The sequence below is a fragment of the Streptosporangium sp. G12 genome (assembly GCF_052983175.1).
Window position 1 is genome coordinate 338,940 of the sequence record NZ_JBRIQO010000003.1, and the last position, 26,944, is coordinate 365,883.

The following is a 26,944-nucleotide window of genomic DNA, read 5'->3' on the forward strand; positions in this document are numbered from 1 at the left end:
TACTGACTCCCGACGAACTTCCGGGCGGGACCACTGAGGCTCGGGCCCGGCCGGTACGGGGGGTGCCCCGGCCCCGCCGTCACGGCGGGGCCGGAGAACCGGGGACAGGTCCCTCGGTCAGCGTTCGACGATCTCGTTCTTGCCGATGACGACGATGCCGCCGCTGGTCACCGCGAAGCGGCTGCGGTCGTACTCCAGGTCGAAGCCGATCCTGGCGCCGTCCGGGATGATCACGTTCTTGTCGATGATGGCCTTGCGGACGATGGCGCCGCGGCCCACCTTCACGTTGCCCATCAGGACCGAGTCCTCGACCTGGGAGTGGGAGTGCAGCACCACGCCGGGGGAGAGGATCGAGCGCTCCGCCAGCCCGCCGGAGACGATCGCGCCCGCGGAGACCAGGGAGTCGATCGCCCTGCCCACCCGGTCGCCGTCGTTGTGCACGAACTTGGCCGGGGGAAGCGGGTCGTGACCGGTGTAGATGGGCCACCGGCTGTTGTAGAGGTTGAAGACCGGGTGCGCCGAGATGAGGTCCATGTGGGCCTCGTAGTAGGCGTCGAGCGTCCCGACGTCCCTCCAGTAGCCCCGGTCGCGCTCGGTGGAGCCGGGCACGATGTTGTCGGCGAAGTCGTAGACCTCCGCGCTGCCCGACTTCACCATCATCGGGATGATGTTGCCGCCCAGGTCGTGCTTGCTCGTCGGGTCGAGCGCGTCCTCCCTGAGCGCGTCGATCATGGACTGGGTCTTGAAGACGTAGTTGCCCATCGACGCGTACACCTGGTCGGGAGCGTCCGGCAGGCCCACCGCGTCCTTCGGCTTCTCGCGGAAGGCGACGATCCGCCGCCCGGCCGGGTCGGCCTCGATGACCCCGAACTGGTCGGCGAGCGACAGCGGCTGCCGGATCGCGGCCACCGTCACCTCGGCCCCGGACTCTATGTGCTGCTCGACCATCTGCCGGGGATCCATCCGGTAGATGTGGTCGGCGCCGAACACGATGACGTGGTCCGGCATCTCGTCGTAGATGAGGTTCAGATTCTGGAACAGCGCGTCGGCGGAGCCGGAGAACCAGTGCGGCCCGAGGCGCTGCTGGGCGGGAACCGGCGTGACGTAGTTGCCGAGCATCGCCGACAGGCGCCATGTCCGGGAGATGTGCCGGTCGAGACTGTGGTTCTTGTACTGCGTCAGCACGACGATCTGCAGGTAGTGACCGTTGGCGAGATTGGACAGTACGAAGTCGACGAGCCGATATATCCCCCCGAAAGGCACCGCGGGCTTTGCTCGATCAGCTGTCAGAGGCATGAGCCTCTTACCTTCTCCACCGGCGAGCACGATCGCGAGGACTCTCATAGATGGACCCTAACCTGATGAACAGGGATGAAACACTAGGCTGATCGCATGCGAGTGGATCTGCTGACCCGTGAATATCCCCCCGACGTGTACGGAGGGGCGGGAGTTCACGTCGAATACCTCGCCCGGGAGCTGCGCAGGCTCGCCGACACCCGGGTCCGCTGCTTCGGAGCGTCACGACCGGAGGAGGGCGTCGCGGCCTACCGGGTGCCCGGCGGCCTGGAGACGGCCAACGCCGCGCTCCAGGTGCTCGGCGTCGATCTGGAGATGGCCGCCGGGTGCGAGGGCGCCGATCTGGTCCACAGCCACACCTGGTACGCCAACTTCGCCGGCCACGTCGCCAAGATGCTGTACGGGACGCCCCACGTGGTGACCACCCACAGCCTGGAGCCGCTGCGGCCGTGGAAGGCGGAGCAGCTGGGCGGCGGTTACACGCTGTCATCGTGGGCCGAGCGCGGCGCGCTGGCCACCGCCGACGCGATCATCGCGGTCTCCGAGGGGATGCGCCGCGACGTGCTGGCGAGCTATCCGGAGATCTCGCCGGAGAGGGTCACGGTGATCCACAACGGGATCGACACCGGCGAGTACGCCCCCGACCGGGACACCGACGTCCTGGAGCGGCACGGCATCGACCCGAGCAGGCCGTACGTCGTCTTCGTGGGCCGCATCACCCGGCAGAAGGGCCTGGTCCACCTGCTCCACGCGGCGCGCGACTTCCACCCCGACGCCCAGCTGGTGCTCTGCGCGGGCGCGCCCGACACGCCCGAGATCGCCGCCGAGGTGACCGCGCTGGTGCGCGGGCTCGACCGCGAGGGCGTCGTCTGGATCTCGGAGATGCTTCCCCGTCCCGAGGTGATCCAGATCCTCACCCACGCGACCGTGTTCGTCTGCCCCTCCGTCTACGAGCCGATGGGCATCGTCAACCTGGAGGCCATGGCCTGCGAGACCGCCGTCGTGGCCACCGCCACCGGCGGTATCCCCGAGGTCGTGGCCGACGGCTCGACCGGCCTGCTGGTCCCGATCGACCAGGCCGCCGACGGCACCCCGCACGACCCCGAGGCCTTCGCCGCCGGTCTCGCCGAGCGGGTCAACCGGCTGCTGGCCGACCCCGCCCTCGCGACCCGGATGGGCGAGGCCGGGCGGGTCCGCGCGGTGGAGCACTTCTCCTGGGAGCGCATCGCCGAGCGGACGATGGAGCTCTACCGGCGGGTCGCCCGCGGGGAGGCGCCGATCTCCGCCGGGTGACGGTTCCCGCTCCCGGAAGGGGGTCCCAGGCGGTGATCGAGGGAGTTCCTAGGCGGTGATGAAGTGCAGGATCACGTTGTGCACGTGGTGCGCCTTGTTGTCGCCCCGGAACTCCACCTCGTACGTGTGGGTGCCCACGTGGATGGCGATGGCGCCCGAGGAGAAGAAGGAGCCCGCGATCGACTTGTTGCTCACCACGCTCACCGCCGAGACCTTGTTGTAGGGGATGCTCGTGATGGCGATCCTTTTCCCGACGAACGACTTGTCCTGCACGATCACGCGCCTGTCGGTGAGCCCCAGGAAGCCGGTGCCCGCGCCGATGGCGTCGTAGACGGCGATGATCTGCTCGCCGGGCATCAGGCCGCTCTCGATCTGCTGGTACTGCTCCTTGCGGTCGTACACAACCTGCGCCATGACGCTCGCAATCTCTAGGGGGGTCTGTGTCCTTGTGAAACGAACGTCCGGGGGACCGGGTTCCTGGGCGGGTAAGGTCGGCCCGTGAACTTTCAGATGAGGATCACCGATCGTCATGGTGGTGTCAGCGCCGATCCGTACGGCAGCCGCAACCTCGGGGGCATGTGCGGCGACGAGCCGGACGCGGTCGCGGCGAACAGGGCCAGGACGGCCGCGGAGTTCGGCCTGGAGCGGGTCGTGTTCATGCGGCAGGTCCACAGCGCCGACGTCCGATACGTCAGGGAGCCGTTCGGCGACGACCCGCCGCCGCTGGACGGGGTCTGCACCGACGTGCCCGGTCTCGGCCTGGCGGCGCTCTGCGCCGACTGCGCGCCGGTCCTGCTGGCCGAGCCGGAGGCCGGACTGGTCGGTGCCGCGCACTCGGGGCGGGTCGGCACCATGTCCGGCGTGGTCACGGCCCTGGTCGAGGAGATGGCCGGGCGCGGCGCGGACCCCGCGAGGATGACCGCCCTGATCGGGCCGATGGCCTGCGGCACCTGCTACGAGGTCCCCGCCGAGATGCGTGACGAGGTCGCGGTGATGCTTCCCGAGGCCTGGTCGATCACCCGCCAGGACACCCCGGCCCTCGACCTGCGGGCCGCCATCACCTCGCAGCTGGGCAAGGCGGGCGTCGGGGAGATCACCCACGACACCCGCTGCACCATCGAGAGCGCCGACCTGTTCTCCCACCGCAGGGAGGGGACGACCGGCCGGTTCGCGGGCTACGTCTGGCTGGAGCCCTGACCGGCTCGCACCGCTCGCCGGGCCCGGCCGTGCCGGCTTCCGATCATGGCGGGATCCCTCCGGCCGGCATGGCGCCGATCATGACGTGACCCGCTCCAGCACGACTACGGGGATCTCCCGCTCGGTCTTCTTGGTGTACTCGTCGTAGGCGGGCCAGGCCGCGGTCATGATCGACCACATCTCCGGCTTCTCCTCGGGCGTGGCGGTGCGGGCCCTCGCCCTGAACCGGTCACCCAGCACCTGCACCTCGACCTCGGGGTTCTCCTGGAGGTTGAGGTACCACAGCGGCGGCTCGTCGGAGCCTCCCTTGGAGGCCACGACGAGGAGGTCGTCGCCGTGGCGCTGGTAGATGAGCGGGGTGGTCCGCGGCTCGCCGGACTTGCGGCCGGTGGTGGTGAGGAGCAGGGCGGTGGTGCCCTGCCACTCGTGTCCCTCGGCTCCGTCGGTCGCGCGGTATCGGTCGACGTGCTCTTTCCCGAACAGCATGATCTATCCCCTCTGATAACTACTCGGGTCATTACCCGTCAGAGGGGACAGATCACATTGGGTCGCTCAGTCCGCCGACAGGACGCTTCCGTAGGCGCGGGCGGCCAGGTCAGCGATCAGATCGTGCGCCCCGAGGACGTCGGCGCACTCGGCCCCGATCTCCTCGGCCGCCGCGCCCGCGAGCCCGGGGGCCGCCTCCGGACCCAGGACGCAGGGCGACAGGGCGATGCGCTGGGCGCCGATGCCGCGCAGCCGCCCGGCCGCGTCGGCCACGGCGGGCGCGCTGTCGAGGGAGGCGACCAGGACGGGCAGGGTCAGCCGCGAGGCCAGCAACACCGCCGTCGGCTGAGCCTCCACCGCCGCGTTCTCGCCGCCGACGGTGGCGAGGATGACCGCGTCGACCGGGCTGGAGACGTTGAGCAGCCGCATCCGGTCGGCCCGCGCCAGGCTTCTCTCCGACAGGCGGATGTGCAGGGCCTCGGCGAGCAGCGGATGCGGCCCCAGGGGGTCGGTGACCGTCACCGAGACCTTGCTGGAGGCCACGGCCTCGGCGATCAGCCGGTCGGCGACCGGGTGCGGGCCGGTCAGCAGCGGCACCACGACGGCGGCCGTGGCGTCCTGCGGCCGTTCCCTGGCCGCCGCCTCCAGCTCGGAGGTCAGCTCCTTGCCGTCCTCGCCGAGGGCGGCCAGGCGGACCTGGATCTGTGGGTTGTCCCCCCGTATGAGGGCCGCGAGCTCCGCGGCGGTGCCGGAGGCGTCGCCGAGCGCGGCCAGCACCAGCGCTGGTGCCTCGGGCGGGAGCTGGGAGGGTACCGGCCTGCGGTGCCTTCCGGAGGGTCGCACCGGGCGCCCTCGTACGGGGAGGATGGGACTTTCGCTCACATGCGCGGACTCTAGGGCCATTTGACACTTCCTGTGACCGGAAACGGCAGCATTCCCGTCACAACATTCTGAAAAGGGGAGGTTCAGGGGTGGATTCTCCCGCGTCCGAGGCCGGTTCACGACCGGTGCGCGGGCGGTTCACGGCCGGCTCGTGGCCGGTTCGTGGTCGGTTCGTCTGGCTCGCGGCCGGCGCGCGTCCGGTTCGTGGCCGGTTCGTGGCTGGGAGACGCCTTGGGTCAGACGTCACGGTGGCCCTCCCACTCGTCCTCCAGCGCCGAGTGCACGATGGAGTCGCGCCAGGCCCCGCGGGCCCGTACGTGGTGCCTGATCCTGCCCTCCTCGACCATCCCGGCGACCAGCATCGCCAGCTGGGCGGCGGTGTTGGCGGGGGAGCGGGCGCCCCAGATGCGGTGCAGGCGCAGGTCGCGGAAGCCGAACGTCAGGATCAGCCGGATCAGGTCGGTACCGATGCCCCGGCCCCAGTGGTCGGGACGGAGTCCGAGGCCGATCTCGGCGCTGTGCGGGTGGTCGGCCTCGATGTGCAGCCGGGCGACGCCGAAGGCCTCGCCGTCGTCGAGGTCGGTCACCGCCAGCACGTAGAGACGCCGGGGCTCGACCTCCGAACCCTTGATCGCCTCGATGATCGTCTCTTCGACCTCCTCGCGGGTGCGGGGGTCGAACGGCAGGTGCTCGGTGGCCGTCGGGTCGCCGTACACGGCATGCAGGGCGTCCACGTCGCCGAGGGTGATCTCCCTGAGCCGGAGTCGCTTGCCCGAGATCTCAACGTGGCGCATGCGCAGACGTTAACGTCTCGGAGGTTCCACGGCTAGAGATCTTCCCGGTAAGCGGACATACCATCATTTTAGTGATCTTATATGCACGGCTTGGTGCGTGCCCAGGCCTGGAGAGGCCTGTGCCCGGACTCAGGCGAACCCGGCCTCGCATGCGGGGGCCGGGTTCACCTCGCCGGGACGAACCGGCCGTCCTGGGGGCCTGCGATCCGGGGAGAAGCCGCGTCGAGGACCGGGCTCACTTCGCGGGGACGACGATGTCGGAGTTGCCCGGGGCGTAGACGGTGATGCCCTCGGGGAGGGCGTTCAGCTTGTCGATCTCGACGCAGGCACGGCACTTGCGGTAGCTCTCCTGGAGCTGCCTGTTCGCCTCGGCCTCACCCTTGGCCAGCGCGACCGACGCCTTCGCGTCCGCCTCGGCCTGCCTGATCTTCGCCTCGGCCTCGACGTCGGCCTGTGACGCCTTCGCCTTCGCCTCGGCGATCCCCGCCTGGGCGACCTGGGTCTTGTTCACCGCGGCCTGGATCTCGGACGGCAGCGTCACCCGGACCAGCGTGAACCGCAGGCCGGTGAAGAAACGACCGCCGAGCAGCTGCTCCAGGTCGCGCTCCAGGATCTGGTTGATGCCGTTCTGGGCGCGGATGATGGAGGCGTTGCTGTCGATGACGGCCGGCAGGGCCTTCTTGTTCGAGGTCGTCTGCACCAGCGAGCAGGAGGAGAGCAGCTCGGCGCACTCGGCGGCGCCGATCTGGCTGCGCAGGGCGTTGTAGATCACCGGTCGCACGGACTGGATGAAGAACGCGTTCCATCCCTCGTCCCCGTCCCAGGCGGAGCGCGACTCGCCGTCCTGGCCCAGGTAGGTGCGGGTGCCGTACCTGTCGTCGAAGCGCTTGAGCATCTCCTGGTCGAGGTTGAGCGTGAAGTAGAGCGTGCCCTCGATGCCGAGGTTCACCCCGTCGGAGCTCGGCACGGTCACCTCGTCCACGCCGCTGGAACTGGCCCGCTTGGCGTCGGTGGTGATGGTGTAGATCCGCTGCTGGGCGGGATAGGAGTGCACCGACGACCACAGGCCGACCCAGGTGAGTCCCGAGTCCGGCGGGATGACCTGCCGGATCCCGGAGTCGTCCAGCGGGCCGCCGTCCCTGACGACGGCCACCTGGCCCGGTTCGGTGCGTGCGAAGCCACCTCCGACGCTGATCAGGACGATCACCGCGATGACCGCGAACACCACGGCGGCGACGCTTTTTCCGATGGGCATGCCGATCCTCCTTTGGGCGGGCACCGGAGGGCGGCGGCCGGGGATGGCCGTCCCCGGCCGCCGGCCCGACCGGCTTCCCTTCGTGGCGGGCTCTGATGGTTCCTCACGTGCTCCAACCGGGTTCGACGAGCCGGTGGGCCGGTGAGTTCGATGAAATGTCCGAAAAATCAGGCGATTTCCGGCTTTGGGGAGAACCGCGGCCACCGGGGAGGGCCGGTGACCGCGGCCGGGAGGTCAGGCGTCCCGGGAAGCGGTCCCCGTGCGCGTTCCCGGGTCGCCGTCGGAGAGGCCGCCGGGGTCTCCGGCGGGGACGTCGCCGGGCGTGCCGTCGAGGGGGGCGGGCAGGTCGTCGTCGTGCGCCCCGGGGGCCATGGCCAGGCCCACCGCGGTGACGGCCAGCGCGGCGACCACGTAGAGCGAGACGGCGAGGGTGCTGTCGAACCGGTCGAACAGCCACAGCGCGATGATCGGGGCGAGGGCGCCCCCGAAGATCCCGGCGACCTGGTAGCCCATCGAGGCGCCGCTGTAGCGCAGGCGGGTGCTGAACAGCTCGGCGATGAAGGCCGCCTGGGGCCCGTACATCGCGGCGTGGCAGGCCAGGGCCACGATCGAGGCCAGCGCGATCACCGGGAAGGATCCGGTGTCGAGCAGGGGGAAGAAGGCGAACACCCAGACCGCGGCTCCGACCACGCCCGCCAGATAGACCGGCCGGCGGCCGACCCTGTCCGACAGCGCGCCGAACAGCGGGATCAGGAAGAGCTGGAAGGCGGAGCCGATCAGCACCGCGTTCAGCGCGACCCCGCGTTCGAGCCCGAGGGGGCCGGTGACGTAGGCCAGGATGTAGGTCACGAAGATGTAGAAGGCGACGTCCACGCCGATGCGCGCGAAGCCCGCGGAGATCAGCGCGCGCGGGTGCGTGCGCAGCACCTCCACCAGCGGCATCCGGGCCTTCGCGCCGGCCCGTTCGACCTGGGCGAACAGCGGTGACTCCACGATCCGCAGGCGGATCCACAGGCCCACGACCACCAGCGCGCCCGACAGCAGGAACGGCACCCGCCATCCCCAGGACAGGAACGCCTCCTCGGGAAGCGCCGCGGACATGATCCCGAGCACGCCCGCCGCCAGCAGGTTTCCCGCGGGCACCCCGACCTGCGGCCAGCTCGCGTTGAACCCGCGCCGCCGGGGATCGCCGTGCTCGATGGACATCAGCACCGCCCCGCCCCACTCGCCGCCCAGGCCGAGCCCCTGTACGAAGCGCAGGGTGACGAGCAGCAGCGGGGCGGCCACGCCGATGGTGGCGTAGCCGGGCAGCAGGCCGATCAGGAAGGTGGCGACGCCCATCAGCAGCAGCGTCACCACCAGCACGTTCTTGCGGCCGACCCGGTCGCCGAAGTGGCCGAACACGATCCCGCCGAGCGGTCGCGCGACGAACCCGATCGCGTAGGTGAGGAACGCCAGCAGAGTCCCGGTCAGCGGCTCGAAGGTGGGGAAGAAGAGCTTGTTGAAGACCAGCGCGGCGGCCGAGCCGTAGAGGAAGAAGTCGTACCACTCCAGGGAGGTGCCGACCAGTCCGGCCACAATGACCCGCCTGGTCTGGGAGCTTGCCATCGCGTGCGCTCCTTAGCTTCTTGTGAGCTTCTTGTGGGGGGATGTCCCGTGGACTAGCTTCGTGGTGAGTCCCTATCAACATAAGAATCGTTGAACAATTCGACAATAGGTTTGTTTGATGATTTCTTGGAGCCGTGGAAAACGTCACCGCGGCGCTACAGCGCGACCGCGGCCGCCTCGGACGCAGCAGCGCGGCCGAGGTGGTCGCCGACATCCTCAGGGACCGGATCGCCGAAGGGCTTTTCGTCCCAGGCCAGCGCCTGTCGGAGGAGAGCATCGGCGCGGCGCTGGAGGTCTCGCGCAACACCCTGCGCGAGGCGTTCCGGCTGCTCGGTCACGAACGTCTGCTGGAGCATCGGCTCAACCGGGGGGTGTTCGTCCGCGTGCTGTCGGCCGAGGACGTGGCCGACCTCTACCGGGTGCGCCGGGTGATCGAGGGTGCCGCGGTGCGGAACGGCGCGCACGCCCCCCGGGAGGCCCTGGCCGCCATCAAGGAGGCCGTCGCCGAGGCGTCCCGCGCCGCCGTCGAGGGACGCTGGCAGGACGTCGGCACGGCCAACATCCGCTTCCACCAGAGCCTCGCCGCCCTGAACGGCAGCCCCCGCCTGGACGAGGCGATGCGCCAGCTGCTGGCCGAGCTCCGCCTGGTCTTCCACGTCATGAAGAACCCCCGCGCCTTCCACGAGCCGTTCGTGGCCCGCAACCTGGAGCTGGTCGAGCTCATGGAGGCCGGACGCGCGGCCGAGGCCGAACGGGCCCTGGAGAGCTATCTGGGCGACGCCGAGAAACTGCTGATGCAGGCATATATCCCCGAGCCGTAAACATGGCGTAATGGGGCAGAATAATCGGATGTTTCCTCCGAATTCGCATGTGCTGGTGCTCACCGGTCCCGGGCTGGTCGCGGACCTTCGCCTGCTCACCGAGGTGGCCGATCGCGAGTTCGCGGCTCTCGGCGTCAGCGGGACGGTGTCGGCGGCCTCGGACCTGTCCGGCTTCCGGGCGGGGCTGGAGTCACCGGACGTCCTGGTCGTCCTGCCCGGCCCGGATCCGGAGGCCCGCGCCCTGTTCGCCGAGCGTCCCGACGCGGTCTGGCTCGACCTGACGAAGGCCGACGCCCCGCTTCCCGCCTCCGTGGACGGCGCGGGCGGCACGGGCTCTGCGGGCGGTGCGACGTTCGCGGGTGGCGCGGGGTCCCCGGGCGGTGCGGTGGACACGGGCGGCACGAGGAGCACGACGGGAACCCACATACACGGGCGGGGGGTCTGGGGGCTGACCTGGGCGATCAGGCACGCCGTGCACCGCCTGCGCCGGCCCGCGCACCGGATCGCCTATGGCGACCACCCCGACCAGTGGGCGGAGGTGCGCCTCCCGTACGGGTCCGCCGGTCAGGCGCCCGCCTCGGTTCCGCCGCGTGAGACACCCGCCGGGGCGCCGCCGTACGAGGCCGGCGGGCAGGCGCCCGCGGTGACGGCGGCGCGCGGGACCGGGGAACGGACGCCCACCGCGGTGCTGCTGCACGGTGGTTTCTGGCGGTCCATCTGGGGGGCGGACCTGATGGACGCGCTCGCCGTCGACCTCGCCGAGCGCGGGTTCGCCGCCTGGAACCTCGAATACCGCCGCCCCGACCTGCACGGCTGGGACGCGACCACCTCGGACGTCGCCCGGGGCGTCGCCCTCGCGGCGGAGAGCGCCCGGGGGCCGCTCGTGGTGATCGGCCACTCGGCGGGCGGGCAACTCGCCCTCCGCGCCGCCGCCGACGACCACCGGATCACCCTGGCCGTCTCGCTGGCGGGGGTACTCGACCTGGCCGAGGGGGACCGCAGGCACATGAGCTCCGGCGCGGTCGCCGTCGCGCTCGGCGGATCCGCCGCCGAGGCGCCCGCGGCCTACCGGCGTTCCGGGCCGCTGGAACGGCTCCCCCTCGGGGTGCCCCAGCTCATCGTGCAGGGCGGCGGGGACGACCTGGACCTGGTCGACTTCGGGCGCCGCTACGCGCGAGCCGCCCAGGAGTCAGGCGACCAGGTGACGTATCTCGAGATGTCGGGCGATCATTTCGACGTCATCGATCCCGCGTCACCGATCTGGCGGGCCACCGCCGGGGCGGTCGCCGAGCACCGCAGACCCTCCTGACCCGCCTCCGCCGGCGGGCCCTCCGCCGATGGTGGCGGGTTCGCCGGGCGAAGGCCCTCTCGAAGGCCCCGGCAGAGGACTCTCGGAAGGCTTCTCAGGTGGGGGACAGCGGGCGCCAGGGGACGGGGCTGGACAGCACCATCATGCTCGACGGGTGACCGTACGGAGCGAGCCGGTCGATCATCTCCTCGAAGGCCGTCATCGAGGAGGCGGCCACCCGCAGCAGGCAGCACGCGTCGCCGGTCACCCGGTGCACCTCGAGGATCTCCGGCCAGGCCAGCGCCTGCTCGTCGCGGAGCACGCAGCGGGGCCCGTAGCACGACATCCTGATCAGGGCGGCCACCCCGCGCCCGGCTCGCGCCGCGTCGATCCGGGCGTGGTAGCCGGTGATCACCCCGGTCTCCTCCAGCCGCCGCACCCGCTCCGCCACCGCCGGAGCCGACAGGTGCACCCGGCGCGAGAGCTCGCTGTACGACAGTCGCGCATCGCCCTGCAGCTCGGCCAGCAACGCCCAGTCCATCGCGTCCACGGTCACGCTCCGTCACGTCGTAACTTGATCCGCTCGATGCCTTCCGTTCCGAAGGCCCAATCCAATAATTACCTTTCTCCCATTATTTCCGTACAGACCGATACAGACCACCATGGAGGTAGACCGACGAAGGAGGAGTGATGACCGGCATCAAGCAGCTCACGGAGCAGGACCGTAAGGCGCGCGCCGAGGCCAACGAGGGGCTGCCGACGCTGGGCTTCGAAACCGGTACGCCCTACGACGACTACGTGGGCACCGCCACCCTGCACGGGCTCCAGCGCACCGTCACCGACGTCCCGGAAGAGCTGCCGTTCCTGGTCACCACCCAGGTGATGGAGCTCTATTTCGGACTGCTCCGCACCGAGTGGCGCCTCGCCCAGCGGCAGCTCGACGCGGACGACGTCACCGCCGCGACCCTGACGATCAGGCGTACCGTACGGCACTTCGAGGCGCTCAACGCCGCCTGGGCCGCGCTGAGCTGGCTGACCCCCGCGCAGTTCAACTCCTTCCGCGACGCCCTCGGCGAGGGTTCGGGCTTCCAGTCGGCCTTCTACCGCCACGTGGAGTTCCTGCTCGGCAACAAGTCCGAGGCGCTCATCCGGCCGCACCGCCGCAACCCCGAGGCGTACGAGGAACTCGTGGAGGCGCTGCACCGGCCGAGCCTCTACGACTCGGTCCTGGCCTTCCTCGCCCGCGCGGGCCACGCGGTTCCCCGCTCGGTGCTCGATCGCGACCCGGCCGCCGAGTACGGGCCCGACCCCGAGGTCGAGGCGGTCTGGGTCGAGGTCTACGGCGGCCCGTTCGCGCCGCTGGCCGAGGCGCTGACCGACCTGGCCGAGCAGTTCTCCGACTGGCGCTACCGGCACCTGATGGCGGTACGGCGCTCGATGGGCGCCAAGCCGGGCTCCGGCGGGTCGAGCGGCCTGAGCTGGCTCGAGCGGAGCATGCGGCGGGAGATCTTCCCCGAGCTCTGGACGGCCAGGACGCTGATGTGAGGCACTCTCCGGTGCCGGTGCCGGTGCCGGTTTCGGGGACCTCGCCTCGCTTCGATGTCCCGGGCCCGCGCGGAGGTCAGCCGACCTGGCAGACCGGGCACCAGAAGAGGTTGCGCCCGGCGAGCACCTCCGTGCGGACCTCGGTGCCGCACAGGAAGCAGGGCATGCTGGAGCGCCGGTAGACGTAGACCTCGCCGCCGTGGCCGTCGACGCGGGGCGGGCGGCCCATCGCCTCCGGCGTGTGCTCGGGCCTGACCGTGTCGATGCGGCCCACCCGGACGCCCTCGGCCATCAGGAGCACCAGATCCGCCCAGATCGCCTCCCACTGACCGTGGGTGAGGGCGCGGCCGGGCCGTGACGGGTCGATCCCCTGGCGGAACAGCGCCTCGGCCCGGTAGATGTTGCCCACGCCCGCGACGACCGACTGGTCCATCAGCAGGACCCCGACCGAGACGCGGCTGCGGCTGATCCGCCGCCAGGCGACCTCGGGATCGGCGTCAGCCCGTAGCGGGTCGGGCCCGAGCCTGGCGTGCAGCGCCGCCTTGCCCGCCGGGTCGAGCAGCTCGCAGGTGTTGGGGCCGCGCAGGTCGGCGTACTCGCCCGCGTTGCTCAGCCGCAGGCGCACCAGCCCCGTCGGCGGGGGCACGGGTGCCTGGCCGAAGGTGTACCTGCCGTAGATGCCGAGGTGGACGTGCAGCCAGCGCTCGTCGTCGAAGCCCAGCAGCAGGTGCTTGCCGTGGGCGTCGGCCTCGGTGAGCACCCGGCCGTCGATCCGCAGGGCCCCGGCGGCGAACCGCCCCTGCGGGCTCTCCGCGCGCACGGCCCGCCCGCCGAACGCCCGCCGGTGCTCTCCGGCCAGGCGATGGATGGTGTGTCCTTCAGGCATGGTCTGAAAATCATATGATCCGCCCGGCGATGCTCAGGGCGCCGCGAACGCCCGTTCCCGCCGCCGGGAACGGCGCCCGACCAGGGTGTGGGCCGACGCGGCGAGGACGGCCCCGGCCGCGTACGCCACGAGGTCGGCCGCGCCGAACGTGCTGCCGAGCACCAGCCTGGCCACCACGCTCGCCTCGGAGAGAGCGGCGGGAACCGGCGTCAGCTGGGCCAGCTCGACCGCCCAGCTGAACGCCAGCGCGCCGACCGCGGCCCGCACCGGGGTGACCCGGGGCCACACCAGCACCACCAGCGCGTACGCGAGCACGGTGTAGAGGGCGTCGCCCGCGTACTTGCCGAACCAGCCGCCGGTGACCGCGCGGACGGTCAGCCCGGCGGCGACGGTCACCAGCGCCGCGAGCACGGCGAGCAGGCGGGTGCGGAGGACGCGGGGCGGGTGGTCACCGGGGACGGGAGGCACCCGCCCACGATAGCGACCACGCCGCTCCGCGAGCCGTGCTCCCGGCCGCCCGTACCCAGCACCCGCTCCCGTCGCCCTCGTCACCGCCGGTTCCGCTCCGTCACCCCGGCCCACCGTGGGCCGGGGTGACGGAGCGCCGGCTACGGGGTCAGGACGATCTTGTTGCAGTCGTTCTGCTTGTTCTTGAACATCTCGTAGCCGCGCGGGGCGTCCTCGAGCCGCATGCGGTGGGTGATCACGAAGCTGGGGTCGATGTCCCCGTCGCGGATCTTCGCCAGCAGGGGCTTCAGGTAGCGCTGGACGTGGCACTGACCGCTCCTGAGGGTCAGTGACCGGTTCATCAGGGAGCCCATCGGGAACTTGTCGAGCACGCCGCCGTAGACGCCGATCACGGACACGATCCCGCCGTTGCGGCAGGCCATGATCGCCTCGCGCAGCGCGTACGGCCGTTCGGTCTCCAGCCGGGTCGCCTGCTTGACCCGGTCGTAGGCGTACATGGCGGGGGTGGGGTGGTGGGCCTCCATCCCCACGGCGTCGATGCACGCGTCCGGGCCGCGGCCGGCGGTCATGTCCCGCAGCGCGTCGAGGACGTCGACCTCCTCGTAGTTGAGCGTCTCCGCGCCCGCGCGCTCGGCGATCCTCAGCCGGTTGGGGAAGCGGTCGATGCAGATGACCCGTTCGGCGCCCATCAGGTAGGCGCTGGCGACCGCGAACTGGCCGACGGGGCCGGCTCCCCACACGGCGATCGTGTCGCCGGGCTTGATGTCGCACATCTCCGCGCCCATCCAGCCGGTGGGCAGGATGTCGGACAGGAACAGCACCTTCTCGTCCGGCAGGTCGTCCTCGATCTTTATCGGTCCCACGTCGGCGAAGGGCACGCGCGCGTACTCGGCCTGGCCCCCCGGATAGCCGCCGAGCATGTGGGAGTAGCCGAAGATGCCCGAGGGGGTGTGACCCATGAGCTTCTCGGCCATGCCCGCGTTGGGGTTGGAGTTCTCGCACACCGAGAACATGCCGTGCTCGCAGGAGGTGCAGTTGCCGCAGGCGATCGGGAAGGGCACGACCACCCGGTCGCCGACCTTCAGGGTCGTCACCTTCGGGCCCACCTCCACCACCTCGCCCATGAACTCGTGGCCGAGGATGTCGCCCTTCTTCATGGTCGGGACGTAGCCGTCGTAGAGGTGCAGGTCGGAGCCGCAGATCGCGGACGAGGTGATACGGACGACGGCGTCGCGGGAGTTCAGGATCCTGGGATCCGGAACCTCCCGGACCTCGACGGTGTTGCGGCCCATCCAGCAGTTGGCCTTCATGGGATTCTCCTCACGTCACGGCTTCAGAGCGGCACGGGCTGGGCGGGACGCTGCATGGCCTGCCGCAGCGCGCGGGTGCCCTCCGGGCTGCCTTCCGAGCGGACCACCTCACCGGTCTCCAGGACCTGCTTGAATCGGCGCAGGTCGTCGCGCACCTGCTGCTCGGGATGCTCGCCCAGAATCCTGGCGAAGGCCAGGCCGGCCCTGCCGCCCGGCGGGTCGTACGCGAGGTTCACCCGCACCTCCGTGCCGCGCCCGCCGGGGGCGTCGGCGAAGCGCACGGAACCGCTGTTGCCGACCAGGGCGCCCGGCAGGGACCGCCAGGCGATCAGCTCGTCGGACCTGTCCTCGACGATCTCCGCGTCCCACTCGACGGGCTTCAGGGGCCCCCTCGCCTTCCAGTGCGAGTGCCCGTCGCCGGTCGTCTCCACCGAGTCCAGGTGCGTCATGAAGCGGGGAAGGTTCTCGAAGTCGTGCCAGTACCGGTACACCTCCGGGCGAGGACGGTTGATCGTGATGGCCGCGCGCAGGCTCATCGGGCCCTCGCGCCCTCGATCCGGGCGGTGCCGGTTCATCCGTACCGCGGCGTATCCCAGCCCCAGCCCCAGACCTGCCCAGCCCAGCGCGCGGGCGAGCCGGTTGGTCGTGCGATCGTTCTTTCCGCTCATTTCGCCTCCGTAGGGTTGGCCGCCCCTCGGCCCCACCCGCCGGGGCCGTTCCGGTCGCCCGGGGCCTCTCCGGCGTTCGGCCCGCCGCGACCATGCCCGGCGTGCGGTGAGAAATCCGGCCTTTTCAGGCTGTCATCAATGCCGGGCACGGAAAAGAGGCGGGGGGAGATATCTGTTCAAGTTCCGTGCCGCCCGATCAGCCCGGGTCACCGGCCGGCCATCATCGTCAAAACATCGTTCTACGATCACCTCAGGCGAATTCAATGAAAGACCGTCGCGCTGCCCGCCCGATGTGGCCGATGAGGGATTCTCTGGAAATCCGCCGCCGGTTCGAGGGGTATGTGTTTGCCGATTCTGGGATGACCGTGCCTTGAAAGGTTCCGGGCTTCAGGGGTATCGTAGCCCGCCGCGATCCTCCGAAGTGCTTCACATCGTCGCTGCTCAGTGCGTGTGCCCTGGCTTCGTGGCGGATGCCGCCGCCACCCTTCCGCTGCCAAAAAATCGGTTATACCGTGGTTCTGACGGCCAGGGAGGTACGGCATGCCCGATGCTCGCGATATCAAAGACAGGCTGTTCGACGCGCTCAACGAGCATAAAATCGACAAGCTGATGGATTTCTACAGCGAGGACGCCGTCTTCGTCACACCGGCGGGCATCGCCGAAGGTCGTGAACAGATCTTCTGGTACTACCAGCATTTGCTGGAAGGTTTCCCGGACATGCACGTCACCCCCTGGTACAAGGTGCACTGCAGCGACCCCGCCGTCACCGAGTGGACGTTCACGGGCACCCACACGGGGTCCTTCCTCCTGCCCGACGGTCACGTGGCGGAGGGAACCGGCCGTAAGATCATCTTTCGGGGGTGCGGCCTGTGCACGATCGAGGACGACAAGGTCGTCACTCACCGGGATTACTACGACCAGCTGGAGCTGTACAACCAGCTGGGCTTCTGTCTCGCGACCGAGCCGGCGTGACCTCGTTTCCCTGACAGGGGCTCAGGTCCTCCCGGGAATCCGGACCGGACAGGCCTCAGGTCCTTCCGGAGATCCGGAGGGGTCCCGGGGCGCCTCCGGCCTTCCCGAGGGGAGGCCTCGGGCTTTCCGGAAAGGCGTCAGGGCAGCCGCCACACCGCCGGGAGGCCCTTGCCCGCGCCCTCCCCGGAGTAGTCGTGCACGACCTCCAGCAGCTCGGCCATCCTGGCCTGCCAGGTGATGTTCACCGGCAGGTCCGCCAGCGACGACAGCAGCGCCTCGTAGTCGTCACAGTCGATCACGTGGAACAGGTCCTGGCCGCTGCGCCAGATCGTCCACTCGTGCGCGCCGCCCCTCCTGATGGCCTCGGTCAGCTCGGCGGGCACCTCCCGGTGCGCCCGGTCGTACTCCGACTCCCTGCCCGGCTTGACCCGGGTGTGCAACGCGACGCGCATGCCGTACCTCCACGAAGTTGTAGACCGTTATAGCAGTCATCCGATGTGTGAAGGTCAGGGGAGGGCGGGCAGGCGGCGGTCCCGCAGCCAGCCGGCGAACAGCTCGTCCAGCGGCCGCGTGGTGCGGCCCGCGGCCAGCGCGGTGAACGCGCCGGTGGTGACGGTCCCGTGGCGGTGCCCGGCCGTCCACTCCCTGAGCAGCGCGAAGAAGGACTCGTCGCCGACGGTGCGGCGGAGCGCGTGCAGGGTGAGCGCGCCTCGTTTGTAGACCCGGTCGTCGAACAGCCGTCGCGGCCCCGGGTCGGCCAGCACGAAGTCCTGGGGGAGCGCGGAGAGTCGGCGGTGCCAGCGCTGCGCGTGGTCATCGGATGACAGGCCGCCGGAACTCTCCGACCAGATCCACTCCGCGTACGAGGCGAACCCCTCGTGCAGCCAGATGCCGCTCCAGTCGGCCACCGTCAGGCTGTTGCCGAACCACTGGTGGGCCAGCTCGTGGGCGACCAGGCGCTCCTCGCCCCGCCTGCCGTCCACGTGGTTCACCCCGAAGATCGACATGCCCTGCGCCTCGACCGGGATCTCCAGCTCGTCGTCCACGACCACCGCCGTGTAGGAGCCGAACGGGTAGGGGCCGAACCGCTCGCGGAAGACCTCCATCATCCGGCCCTGGCGCTCGAAGTCGTGGCGCACCCGCGAGGCGAACCTGGTGGGGAAGACCAGCCGCATCCCCGGGCTCGGCTCGGCCTGCTGGTAGCGGCCGATCTGCACGCTCGCCAGGTAGGAGGCCATCGGCTCGGCCTGCTCGTACACCCACGTGGTCGTCGAGGCCGCCCGCCGTTTGGAGGTCAGCTCCCCGTTGGCGACCACGTGGTACGCGGAGGCGGTGGTGACCGAGATCCGGTAGGTGGCCTTGTCGTCGGGCCGGTCGTTGCACGGGAACCACGAGGGCGCCCCGATCGGCTGGCTGGCCACGATCACGCCGTCGGTGAGCTGCTCCCAACCGAGCCCGCCCCAGTGGCTGCTCACCGGCTGGGGGGTGCCCGAGTAGCGGATCTCGACGGTGAACCGGCCGGGCCGCAGCCCCGGCGGCGACAGGTGCAGCTTGCCCCCGCGATGGGTGAAGCGCACCGGCGCGCCGTCGACCAGCACGCCGCTCACCCGGAGGGCGCCGAGGTCGAAGGCGACCCGGGTGAGCCGCCGCAGCGCGACCGCGGAGATCCTGGCCACCCCGCCCAGGCGGTTGGGGGTCACCCGGTAGTCGAGGGTCAGGTCGTAGTGCTCCACCCGGTAGCCGTCGTCGCCGTGCATGGGGAAGTACAGCTGAGGGATGGAGGTCGTGCTCAGGGTCACACCGGCTTCCTCTGTTCTTCGTGCGCTATCCCCGCCGGGCCCACGCCGCGATCGGGTTGCCGAACCAGCGGGTCCCGGCGGGCACGGACTCGCCGCGCATCACCAGGGACGCCGGTCCGACCGTGGTGTTCTCCCCGATCGTCGCCGCGGGCAGGACCACCCCGTGGGGTCCGAGGGTGGAGCCGTCCCGCATGACGACAGTATCGATGCTCATCACACGGTCGTGGAACAGGTGGGTCTGCAACACGCATCCCCGGTTCACCGTCGCCCCGTCGCCCAGGCTGACCAGGTCGACCTCCGGCAGCCAGTAGGTCTCGCACCACACCCCCCGGCCCACGCGGGCCCCCAGGGAGCGCAGCCACAGGTTCAGCGGCGCGGTCCCCAGCCAGCGCTGGGCGAACCAGGGCGCGGCCAGCACCTCCACGAAGGTGTCGGCCAGCTCGTTGCGCCACACGAACGAGCTCCACAGCGGCCGGTCGCCCACCGCGATCCGGCCCACCAGGACCCACTTGGCCACGGTCGCCGTCGCCGCGGCGAGCACCCCGCCGCCCAGCACCGCCACGCCCGACAGGGCCGCCGCCGCCGCGAAGCCGTACGCCCCCGCCAGCCACTCCAGGGCCGCCGCGACGAGCACGGCCACCGCGACCGTGCACATCACCGGCACCACGCGGCACACCTCGACCGCGGCGCGGGCGAACCTCAGCCTCGGCGGCGGGTCGTAGGTGCGGCTCCGGTCGCCCTCCTCGGCGGCCCTGCGCAGCTCCACCGGAGGCATCCCCAGGTACGACGAGCCCGCCTTGGCCTTCTTCGGCGCCGCCGACAGCACCGCGACCAGCCCGTCCTTGGGCACCTTGCGCCCCGGCGCGGTCATTCCCGAGTTGCCGAGGAACGCGCGCTTGCCGATCCGCACGTGGTCGACCCGCAGCCGCCCGCCCTCCAGCTCGTACGGCGCGACCATCGTGTCGTCGGCGAGGAAGGCGCCGTCGCCGACCGAGGTCATCGACGGCAGCGCCAGCACCGTCGACAGCTCCACGTCCCGGCCGACCTTCATGCCCAGGGCGCGCAGCCAGGCGGGGGTGACCATGCTCGCGTACAGCGGGAACAGCCAGACCCGCGCCATCGACATCAGCAGGCCCGTCGCCCACGCCTGCCAGGCCTGGCGGCTGTGCACCGGGTGCTGCCCGGCGTGCAGGCCGGCGGACAGCAGCCGAACCGAGATCACGGTCAGCAGGGCGAGGGTGGCCGTCGAGGCGACGGTGGCCGCCGGCACCCCGTACAGGACGGACGTCAGGGAGGGCGCGCCGCCGCGCAGCAGGACGGCGAGGCCGGGCAGCGCGGCGATCACCGGGAAGGCGCTCAGGACCAGCGCGGACAGCCCGTAGGCCGTCGCCCAGTGCCACGAGCGCGGCGGGCGGCCGGCCGACGGCGGACGGGCCTTGCCCATCCGGCTCGCGGGCACGCCCGCCCAGCGCTCCCCGGACGGCACCGAGCCCGCCACCGCCGAACCGGGCGCGACCTGGGCGTTCTTGCCGATCTTCGCGCCGGGGAAGAGGGTCGTCCTGGCGCCGACCGTGGCGGAGGCGCCGATCTTGATCTCGCCGACGCGCACCTGGTCGCCGTCGATCCAGTAGCCGTTCAGGTCGACCTCGGGCTCGACGGCCGCGTACCGGCCCAGCTTGAGCATCCCGGTGATCGGCGGCATCGAGTGCAGGTCCGTGTCGTCGCCGACCTGGGCGCCGAGCGCCCGCGCGTAGTGGGTGAGCCACGGGGCGGTGGACACCTCGCCCACCCCGAGCCGCTCGGAGAGCTGCTCGGCGAACCACAGCCGCAGGTGCGTGCCGCCGCCCCTGGGGTACGTGCCCGGTCTCAGGCCGCGCAGCAGCAGCCGGGCGCCGCCCGCGGCCAGCGCGATCCGCCCCGCCGGACTGACGAACAGCAGCGCGCCCGCGAGCACCCACCACCACGAGACGACCGGGGCCCAGGGCAGGCCCACCAGGTTGTTCAGCGCGGCCAGCGCCACCACCCAGCGCAGCGCGCCAACGCTGAGCAGCGGCACGGTGAGCGCCGCCTGCGCGATCGCGGCGCGGCGCGGCATCGGCGTGACGATCCGGTCGGTGGTCACGACCTCCGGCGCGTCGAGCGCCGACAGGTGCCTGCCCAGTTGAGGCAGCGTCGGGTTGTCGTAGACGTCGCCGACGGTGACCGCCGGGTAGCGGGTCCGCAGCGCCGAGACCAGCCGGGCCGCCGCGAGGCTGGTGCCGCCCTCGGCGAAGAAGTCACCCTCGGTGCCGCCCAGGACGTCCGTCCAGCACTCGGCCACCCACGGGTCGACGTTCGGCACCCCGGCGTCGGGCGTCCCGGCCTTCTTGGGCAGCGGCCAGGGCAGGGCGTCCCTGTCGATCTTCCCGGAGGTGCGCGTCGGAAGCTCGTCCACCAGGGCGATCCTGGGGACCAGCGCGGCGGGCAGGGAGTGGCGGAGGCGGTCCCTGGCGTCCTCCTGGTCGAACCCCTCACCGGGCACGACGTAGCCGACGAGCAGCTGGTGCCCGCCGCCGGTCGTGCGGACCGCCGCCGCCGCCCCGGCGACCCCCGGCAGCGCCCGCAGCGCCGCGTCCACCTCACCCAGCTCGATCCTGCGCCCGCCGAGCTTGATCTGCTCGTCGGCCCGCCCGACGAAGATCAACCCTTCGGGTTCCGCCCGCACCAGGTCACCGCTGCGGTAGGCGCGCTCCCAGCCGAGCGAGCCGAGCGGCGCGTACTTCTCGGCGTCCTTGACCGGGTCCAGGTACCTGGCGAGCCCGACCCCGCCGATGACCAGCTCGCCGGTCTCACCCATGGCCACCGGCTCGCCGTCCTTGCCGACGACGGCCAGGTCCCAGCCCGCCAGCGGCAGCCCGATCCGCACCGGGCCCTCCCCGGTCAGCGGCGCCGCGCACGCCACCACCGTCGCCTCGGTCGGGCCGTAGGTGTTCCACACCTCGCGCCCCGGCACGGCCAGCCGCTCGGCCAGCTCCGGCGGGCACGCCTCGCCGCCGAAGATCAGCAGCCGTACGTCGTCGAGCGTCTCGACCGGCCAGAGCGCCGCCAGGGTCGGCACGGTCGACACGACCGTGATGCCCATGTCCAGCAGCCACGGCCCCAGGTCCATGCCGGTGCGCACCAGCGCGCGCGGCGCCGCCACCAGGCAGCCGCCGTGCCGCCAGGCCAGCCACATCTCCTCGCAGGAGGCGTCGAACGCCACCGACAGCCCCGCCAGCACCCGGTCTCCGGGCCCGATGGGCTCCCCGGTGAGGAACAGCCGCGCCTCGGCGTCCACGAACGCCGCCGCGTTGCGGTGGGTCACCGCGACGCCCTTGGGCCTGCCGGTGGACCCGGAGGTGAAGATGATCCACGCGTCGTCCTCGGGACCCGGCCGGCCGCTGCCCCGGTTCCGCTCCCGCTCCCTGTCCCTGACCTCCCCACCGCGGGCCGTGGGGGAGACCGCCGCGAAGGTGCTCCAGGGGGCGCCGCCGCCGCGCCCGTCGCGCGGGCCCGCGCCGTGCAGCTCCGCCGCGTAGTCGAGTTCCGACCCGCCGGTGGACGGGGGCTTCGAAACGGGGCGCCCGGGGCCGGAGTCCGGGGTGCCGGGGTGGTGAATCTCACATTCGGCGGCGTGATCGCCGGGATGCCCGCCGTGGCCGGTCCCGCGTGCCGCGTCGTCGCCGGGAGAGGAGGCGCCCAGACGCTCGTACGGGTCGCCGTAGGGGGCGATCTTCCCGCCGTCACCGATGACGGCGCGGACCCGTGCCTCGCCGAAGACCAGCTCGGCCCGCTCGTCGGGGTCGTCGGCGTCCACCGGGACGTAGGCGGCCCCGGCGGTGAGCACGGCGACGATCGCGACGTACAGGCCGACGGTGCCCGAGGGGATCCGCACCCCGACCCGGTCGCCGCGCCCGACCCCGGCCGCTCGCAGCTCCAGGGCCATCCGGCCCGCCTCGGCCCGCAGTCCGGTGTAGTCGAGACGGGTCCGCCCGTCGTCCAGGGCGAGTGCGTGAGGATGACGTCGCGTGGTCTGATCGAGAATGTCCAGCAACGTCCTGGCCTGCGGCGCGGGACCTCCCGGCAGGAGTGCTCGCGACGGTGTGCCGGTGTCGGCTGGTAACGGAATCACTGTCTCCCCCATGTGTACGGCGCCCCTGTGAGCCCGGGACAGCCTACGTGCACGGGGTTAACGCGATTCACCCATGCCGTCATACCCCCATGAACCTTCCCTTTCGGGCACCTTTCACCCGGATGGCCAGGCGGGGGCGTCACGCCGTTGACGCCCCTCCGGCTCGAACTAAACTCAACGCACAATGAATTAATCGTCTCCGGTGACGGCCGTACGCCTCCGGCGGCCACGACAGGGGAGTGTGACGCGATGCGCAGGACGCCCGCCGCCGTCGGGACCACGATCTTCTTCGCACTGGCGCCGGGCACCGTCGCCGGGCTCCTGCCCTGGTGGATCACCCGCTGGGAGGCGGGGGACCTCCTGCCCGCGGCACCCTCCTGGATCACGGTGTCACTGCGCCTCGTCGGCGCGGCACTCGCCCTCGCCGGGACCGCGGTGCTGGTCAGGGCGTTCGTCCGGTTCGTCGTGGAGGGCCTCGGCACCCCCGCCCCGATCGCCCCCACCGAGCACCTGGTCGTCGGCGGGCTGTACGGGCACGTCCGCAACCCGATGTACGTGGCGGTCCTCGCGATCATCGTCGGGCAGGTGCTCCTGCTGGGCCGCCCGGTCCTCCTGCTGTACGCCGTCGCCGTGGCCGTGCCGGTCGTCGCGTTCGTCCGCTGGTACGAGGAGCCGACCCTGCGCCGCACGTTCGGCGCCGACTACGAGAGATACCGCGCGGCGGTGCCCGGCTGGTGGCCCCGCCCGCGCGCCTACGAGGCCCCGCGCTCGGGTCCGTGCCACCGGCCGCAGGGTGGCAAGGCCCCGGAGGGCCCGTAGACGGGACGCGGTGTCGGCAGGTCGGCCCGCTCGGGGGTGGGCCCCGGTAGGGGCCCGAAGCCGACCGGTGGAAAAAATGCGGAATCGAGATGTAAGTAAGCCTTCCTTCGGACCACTTGCTCTATGAACGTTTGTCCCCGACCGAAGGAACCGGCGTGCCAACCCCCCATGAGCGCTTCACCGCGCTCTACAACACCTACCAAGCGCGGGTGTACGGCTATGCGGCAAGTCGCGCCGGACATCAACTCGCGGAGGAAGTGGTCAGCGAGACCTTCCTGGTGGCCTGGCGGCGTCTGGACGGCATTCCCGACCACGCGCAGTTGCCATGGCTCCTCCGCGTCGCCCGCAACATCCTGCGCGACAACTTCCGGCGGGCCGCCCGGCGCGAAACCCTGGAAACCGAACTGAGGACGTGGGTGGAGGAGGCCGTCGCCGACGCGGGCGAACACGCCACCGAGCGCGTCGCCGTCCTCCGTGCCCTGGCCGGCTTGTCCGAAGCCGACAAGGAGCTCCTGACCCTGACCGCCTGGCATGGCCTGTCCACCGTGGAAGCGGCCAAGGTGCTCGGCTGTACCAAGGCCGTCTTCTTCGTCCGCCTGCATCGAGCGCGCCGTCGGCTGCGGTCGGCGATCGAAGCCACCGGCACCGGCACATTCCAGAAATCCGTGACCGTTCCAGGAAGGAAGCTGCGATGAGCCGCAAGCCCGACGCGATGGACCTGCTCGCCATGGCCCGCCCGGCTTCGCTGGACCGCGGATCACGCGTCTCCGCCGACGACATACTGCTCATGGCCACAGCCGAGGCGCCAGGAGAATCCTCGCGCGGGCCGTCGCGCCCGGGGCCGACCCCGCCGCGGCCCCGGCCCCGGCTGTGGGCGCTGTGGGCGCCGCTGGCCACGGCGGCGATCGTGGCCCTGGTCTTCGCGCTGGTGACGAACCTGGCATCGGCCCCCGCCGTGCTCGATCCGCCGAGGACCAACCAGGAACTGTTCGACCTGGCCGACAGGATCGGGAAGCTCCCCGCGGAGAGCGGCGCCTACTGGCGAGAGGTGACGATCCGCGGCGGCCACGTGTCCAGCGACGGCTACGGGATCATGCTGGTCGAACGCATCGAGATCTGGCAGCCGCGCGACCCCGCCGATCCGGTGCTCACGAAGCTGTGGGAGCCAGGTGCCCGTCCGGCCACGGCCAGGGACGAGCGCGCCTGGCGGGCGGCGGGAGCTCCCACCCGGGTCAAGGCCTTCTGCCAGAACGGCGGGAGGTGCAGCTGGATTCCGATCGTCGACGAGCCGAAGGGCTGCCAGTATTCCTTGAAGGTGGATTCCAAGGACGTTCACCCCGAGAAAAAAGCCGGCATGCTCACCATGGCGGATCTGGCGGCGCTCCCCACCGATCCGGCCGGGCTCGTGGAGCGGCTTCGCGCCTACCACGAGAGCCGGAAAGGCCCTGGTCTGATGGAGCAGCCTTTCGAGAAGTCCCTGCCCATCACCACTAGGTACCTCCTGGGCATGTCGCTCAGCCCCGCCCAGCGCGCCGCCGTCATCCGCGTCCTGGCCGGCCTGCCGACCGTCAAGGTCGTGGGCACGGTGACGGATCCGCTGGGCAGAAAGGGCCTGTCCGTGGACTTCGGGGAGAGGGGAGACTACGGCAAGTTGCCGGCCTACTACAGGCAGATCCTCGACCCGGGGACGGGAAGGACGCTCTCCTCCGTCACCTACGCGTCCCGCACGGCTTCGGGGGTGACCAAGGGCGAGGTCGTGAACTACAGCGCCGACGGCCCCGAGTCGGGATGGACCGGGCCGCCGCCTTCCCCCCCGAAGGGGTGCAAGAAGGAGGGCCGGTGAAAGAGCGCGGACCCCGGCGGTGACGGACGCGCGGCCGGGGTCCGCCCCTCGGGGGGTGCCGCCGTCTCTCCGGTCAGCCGGTCACGGCGCCGAGCGCCGCGACGAGATAGAGGCCGCCGGCGAAGGAGACCACGACCCCGGCGGCGGCCGGAGCCCAGGCCAGCGCCGTGGAGGCCCGGGACCGGCCGAGGGTCCTCCGGGTCAGCAGCGCGTACCCCCGGATCGTCGCGACGCCCACGCCGGTCAGGGTGAGGGCCATTCCCAGGCCGAAGGCGGCGACGAGCACGACGGCGTCGAGGGCCCGGCCGGTGAGCAGCCCGCTCATCAGGACGACGAAGGCGGACGGCGAGGGCAGCAACCCGCCGGAGAGGGCGAGCGCGAGGAGGCCCCGGCGCGACCAGGGATCCGTCCCGGCCTCGACCTGGTGCCCGTGCCCGTGCCCGTGCCCGTGTCCGTGTCCATGGCCGTGGTGGATCCGCGGCCGGTGCCGGTTCCGTTCCCGCAGGTGGCGGTAGGTGAGATGGGCTCCGACGCCGATCGTGACCAGTCCGGCCGCGACCTGCATCCAGGCGGTGACGTTCTTCGTGCCGAAACTCGCGGCGCCGCTCAGCCCCACCCAGGCGAACGCCAGCACCAACACCGAGAAGGTGTGCATCAGCGCCACGATGACCCCCAGGCGCAGCGCGTCGCGGTAACCGCCCCGGGTACCGACCAGATAGGCCGCCGTGACGCTCTTTCCGTGGCCGGGGGCGACGGCGTGCAGGGCTCCGGCGACGAGCGCGACGGCGAGGACCGCCCAGAAGACGCCCCTGTCGTCGAAGAGCGAGACGAACCGGCTCTCGAAGCCGCCGAACTCCGTCACGACCGCCCGCCCGTCCCGCGTCGCCTCCACAGCGCGGCGAACACCCCCGCTCCGGCCAGCAGTACGGCGGCCCAGACGACGACGGCCGTCCCCGGGGGCATGCCACCGCCGGCCGCGCCGGAGAAGGTCAGGCGCCGGGTGCTCTCGGTCTCGGTGAGAAGCGTCCGCCCGGGGGTCGCGGGGGTCTCGGCGACGAGCATCGTCCGGTACGCCTTGTTGAGGTCGGTCAGGGCGGCGACGGTGACGTCCACCTGCGTGATCGGGCTCCGGCAGTCGAAGACGAAGCGGGCGCCGTCGGTGACCAGTGCCCGGAGTTCCTCCAGCCGGCTCTCGCACCGCCGGCCGCCCTGGGCGACCGTGACCCGGTCCAGCAGGTAGTCACGCAGGGCCGGCGACCGCTCGAGTTTCTGCTCACCGGTCAGCTCCGTCGACACGGCACCGCCGGCCGGGTCCTCGAACGCCCCGATCGACTGGCCGAGGGCGACCCAGTCGTCCTCGGCCGCGAACCACGAGATGGTCACGCGCGAGCCGTCGGCCCCGATCCGCGCGGTGGACGGCGGCCCGAAGGGGTGGGCGGCGGCCGGTGCGGCCCAGCCGCCCAGGGCGCAGACGAGCAGCGCGCCCGCCAGCACGCGGGTGTGGATTCTCAACGGATCTCCTGTTCGCACGACTTCGGCACGGCTCCGGCACGACTTCGGCGCG

26 protein-coding genes are annotated in these 26,944 nt (G+C 71.4%); 9 read left to right on the top strand and 17 right to left on the bottom strand.

From position 1 onward, the window contains the following. Positions 1–117: 117 nt before the first annotated feature. Complete coding sequence (gene glgC, locus ACVCAG_RS06635) at positions 118–1,344, bottom strand: glucose-1-phosphate adenylyltransferase (RefSeq protein ID WP_350966885.1); 1,227 nt, start codon at positions 1,342–1,344, stop codon at positions 118–120. 48 nt (positions 1,345–1,392) lie between these two features. Here glgC and glgA point away from each other — a divergent pair, with 48 nt between their 5' ends. Beyond that, on the top strand, positions 1,393–2,589 hold the full coding sequence (glgA, locus tag ACVCAG_RS06640) for a glycogen synthase (protein WP_440082484.1): 1,197 nt from the start codon (positions 1,393–1,395) through the stop codon (positions 2,587–2,589). 48 nt (positions 2,590–2,637) lie between these two features. Here the strand turns inward: glgA and ACVCAG_RS06645 are convergent, their stop codons facing one another. Next, a complete protein-coding gene (locus tag ACVCAG_RS06645; RefSeq protein WP_440082485.1) occupies positions 2,638–3,003 on the bottom strand; it encodes a PH domain-containing protein in 366 nt (121 codons plus the stop codon). Between the two features lie 96 nt (positions 3,004–3,099). Here ACVCAG_RS06645 and pgeF point away from each other — a divergent pair, with 96 nt between their 5' ends. Next, positions 3,100–3,786 (top strand): peptidoglycan editing factor PgeF, encoded by a 687-nt coding sequence (gene pgeF / locus ACVCAG_RS06650; protein WP_362843411.1) that lies wholly within the window; start codon positions 3,100–3,102, stop codon positions 3,784–3,786. A 78-nt stretch (positions 3,787–3,864) separates the two neighbouring features. Here the strand turns inward: pgeF and ACVCAG_RS06655 are convergent, their stop codons facing one another. From ACVCAG_RS06655 to ACVCAG_RS06675, 5 genes are all read right to left on the bottom strand, one after another. Continuing rightward, positions 3,865–4,272: a nitroreductase family deazaflavin-dependent oxidoreductase gene (locus ACVCAG_RS06655; RefSeq protein WP_440082486.1), complete on the bottom strand. Its 408-nt coding sequence runs from the start codon at positions 4,270–4,272 to the stop codon at positions 3,865–3,867. Positions 4,273–4,338: 66 nt separating this feature from the next. Further along, on the bottom strand, positions 4,339–5,154 hold the full coding sequence (locus ACVCAG_RS06660; protein ID WP_440082487.1) for a CbiX/SirB N-terminal domain-containing protein: 816 nt from the start codon (positions 5,152–5,154) through the stop codon (positions 4,339–4,341). A 236-nt stretch (positions 5,155–5,390) separates the two neighbouring features. Next, the gene (locus tag ACVCAG_RS06665) at positions 5,391–5,948 is read right to left on the bottom strand and encodes a GNAT family N-acetyltransferase (protein WP_440082488.1); all 558 of its coding nucleotides are present in this window, start codon (positions 5,946–5,948) and stop codon (positions 5,391–5,393) included. A gap of 235 nt (positions 5,949–6,183) precedes the next feature. After that, positions 6,184–7,203 (bottom strand): SPFH domain-containing protein, encoded by a 1,020-nt coding sequence (locus tag ACVCAG_RS06670; protein ID WP_440082489.1) that lies wholly within the window; start codon positions 7,201–7,203, stop codon positions 6,184–6,186. A gap of 234 nt (positions 7,204–7,437) precedes the next feature. Next, positions 7,438–8,811 (bottom strand): MFS transporter, encoded by a 1,374-nt coding sequence (locus tag ACVCAG_RS06675; protein ID WP_440082490.1) that lies wholly within the window; start codon positions 8,809–8,811, stop codon positions 7,438–7,440. Positions 8,812–8,945: 134 nt separating this feature from the next. Here ACVCAG_RS06675 and ACVCAG_RS06680 point away from each other — a divergent pair, with 134 nt between their 5' ends. Both ACVCAG_RS06680 and ACVCAG_RS06685 read left to right on the top strand, forming a co-directional pair. Beyond that, positions 8,946–9,632: an FCD domain-containing protein gene (locus ACVCAG_RS06680; protein ID WP_440082491.1), complete on the top strand. Its 687-nt coding sequence runs from the start codon at positions 8,946–8,948 to the stop codon at positions 9,630–9,632. 28 nt (positions 9,633–9,660) lie between these two features. Beyond that, positions 9,661–10,941, top strand: coding sequence for an alpha/beta hydrolase fold domain-containing protein (locus tag ACVCAG_RS06685; protein WP_440082492.1), 1,281 nt, complete (start codon positions 9,661–9,663; stop codon positions 10,939–10,941). 94 nt (positions 10,942–11,035) lie between these two features. On the opposite strand, the gene ACVCAG_RS06690 is transcribed toward ACVCAG_RS06685, so the two are convergent. Next, positions 11,036–11,461 carry an AsnC family transcriptional regulator gene (locus ACVCAG_RS06690; protein WP_440064739.1) on the bottom strand — a complete coding sequence of 142 codons (426 nt, stop codon included), beginning with the start codon at positions 11,459–11,461 and terminating at the stop codon, positions 11,036–11,038. Between the two features lie 149 nt (positions 11,462–11,610). On the opposite strand from ACVCAG_RS06690, the gene ACVCAG_RS06695 reads away from it, so the two are divergent. Beyond that, the gene (locus tag ACVCAG_RS06695; RefSeq protein WP_440063507.1) at positions 11,611–12,465 is read left to right on the top strand and encodes a tryptophan 2,3-dioxygenase family protein; all 855 of its coding nucleotides are present in this window, start codon (positions 11,611–11,613) and stop codon (positions 12,463–12,465) included. 76 nt (positions 12,466–12,541) lie between these two features. On the opposite strand, the gene ACVCAG_RS06700 is transcribed toward ACVCAG_RS06695, so the two are convergent. The 4 genes from ACVCAG_RS06700 to ACVCAG_RS06715 form a co-directional block, all read right to left on the bottom strand. Beyond that, positions 12,542–13,351 carry a DNA-formamidopyrimidine glycosylase family protein gene (locus ACVCAG_RS06700; RefSeq protein ID WP_440082493.1) on the bottom strand — a complete coding sequence of 270 codons (810 nt, stop codon included), beginning with the start codon at positions 13,349–13,351 and terminating at the stop codon, positions 12,542–12,544. A 33-nt stretch (positions 13,352–13,384) separates the two neighbouring features. After that, complete coding sequence (locus ACVCAG_RS06705) at positions 13,385–13,819, bottom strand: DUF2809 domain-containing protein (protein ID WP_440082494.1); 435 nt, start codon at positions 13,817–13,819, stop codon at positions 13,385–13,387. A 140-nt stretch (positions 13,820–13,959) separates the two neighbouring features. After that, positions 13,960–15,129 carry an alcohol dehydrogenase catalytic domain-containing protein gene (locus ACVCAG_RS06710; RefSeq protein WP_440082495.1) on the bottom strand — a complete coding sequence of 390 codons (1,170 nt, stop codon included), beginning with the start codon at positions 15,127–15,129 and terminating at the stop codon, positions 13,960–13,962. A gap of 23 nt (positions 15,130–15,152) precedes the next feature. Further along, positions 15,153–15,797 (bottom strand): SRPBCC family protein, encoded by a 645-nt coding sequence (locus ACVCAG_RS06715; RefSeq protein WP_440082496.1) that lies wholly within the window; start codon positions 15,795–15,797, stop codon positions 15,153–15,155. 540 nt (positions 15,798–16,337) lie between these two features. Between ACVCAG_RS06715 and ACVCAG_RS06720 the strand changes: the two genes are divergently transcribed. Then, positions 16,338–16,769, top strand: a complete 432-nt coding sequence (locus tag ACVCAG_RS06720) for an ester cyclase (RefSeq protein ID WP_440082497.1) — start codon at positions 16,338–16,340, stop codon at positions 16,767–16,769. 137 nt (positions 16,770–16,906) lie between these two features. Here ACVCAG_RS06720 and ACVCAG_RS06725 read toward each other — a convergent pair whose 3' ends face one another. From ACVCAG_RS06725 to ACVCAG_RS06735, 3 genes are read right to left on the bottom strand one after another with little or no spacing between them, the layout of a single operon-like run. Then, on the bottom strand, positions 16,907–17,221 hold the full coding sequence (locus tag ACVCAG_RS06725) for an L-rhamnose mutarotase (RefSeq protein WP_440082498.1): 315 nt from the start codon (positions 17,219–17,221) through the stop codon (positions 16,907–16,909). 54 nt (positions 17,222–17,275) lie between these two features. Then, positions 17,276–18,568: a M1 family aminopeptidase gene (locus ACVCAG_RS06730; RefSeq protein ID WP_440082499.1), complete on the bottom strand. Its 1,293-nt coding sequence runs from the start codon at positions 18,566–18,568 to the stop codon at positions 17,276–17,278. A 25-nt stretch (positions 18,569–18,593) separates the two neighbouring features. Next, positions 18,594–22,718: a Pls/PosA family non-ribosomal peptide synthetase gene (locus tag ACVCAG_RS06735; RefSeq protein WP_447189587.1), complete on the bottom strand. Its 4,125-nt coding sequence runs from the start codon at positions 22,716–22,718 to the stop codon at positions 18,594–18,596. A 249-nt stretch (positions 22,719–22,967) separates the two neighbouring features. Here ACVCAG_RS06735 and ACVCAG_RS06740 point away from each other — a divergent pair, with 249 nt between their 5' ends. The 3 genes from ACVCAG_RS06740 to ACVCAG_RS06750 all read left to right on the top strand — a co-directional run bounded on the left by ACVCAG_RS06740 (position 22,968) and on the right by ACVCAG_RS06750 (position 25,380). Continuing rightward, positions 22,968–23,537 (top strand): methyltransferase, encoded by a 570-nt coding sequence (locus tag ACVCAG_RS06740; protein ID WP_440082501.1) that lies wholly within the window; start codon positions 22,968–22,970, stop codon positions 23,535–23,537. A gap of 155 nt (positions 23,538–23,692) precedes the next feature. Then, the gene (locus tag ACVCAG_RS06745) at positions 23,693–24,232 is read left to right on the top strand and encodes a sigma-70 family RNA polymerase sigma factor (protein WP_440082502.1); all 540 of its coding nucleotides are present in this window, start codon (positions 23,693–23,695) and stop codon (positions 24,230–24,232) included. Next, positions 24,229–25,380 (top strand): CU044_5270 family protein, encoded by a 1,152-nt coding sequence (locus tag ACVCAG_RS06750; RefSeq protein WP_447189588.1) that lies wholly within the window; start codon positions 24,229–24,231, stop codon positions 25,378–25,380. The genes ACVCAG_RS06745 and ACVCAG_RS06750 overlap by 4 nt, the downstream gene beginning before the upstream one ends. A gap of 73 nt (positions 25,381–25,453) precedes the next feature. Here the strand turns inward: ACVCAG_RS06750 and ACVCAG_RS06755 are convergent, their stop codons facing one another. Both ACVCAG_RS06755 and ACVCAG_RS06760 read right to left on the bottom strand, forming a co-directional pair. Then, positions 25,454–26,272, bottom strand: a complete 819-nt coding sequence (locus tag ACVCAG_RS06755) for a nickel/cobalt transporter (protein WP_447189589.1) — start codon at positions 26,270–26,272, stop codon at positions 25,454–25,456. Further along, the gene (locus ACVCAG_RS06760; RefSeq protein WP_447189590.1) at positions 26,239–26,892 is read right to left on the bottom strand and encodes a hypothetical protein; all 654 of its coding nucleotides are present in this window, start codon (positions 26,890–26,892) and stop codon (positions 26,239–26,241) included. The genes ACVCAG_RS06755 and ACVCAG_RS06760 overlap by 34 nt, the downstream gene beginning before the upstream one ends. Positions 26,893–26,944: the final 52 nt, after the last annotated feature.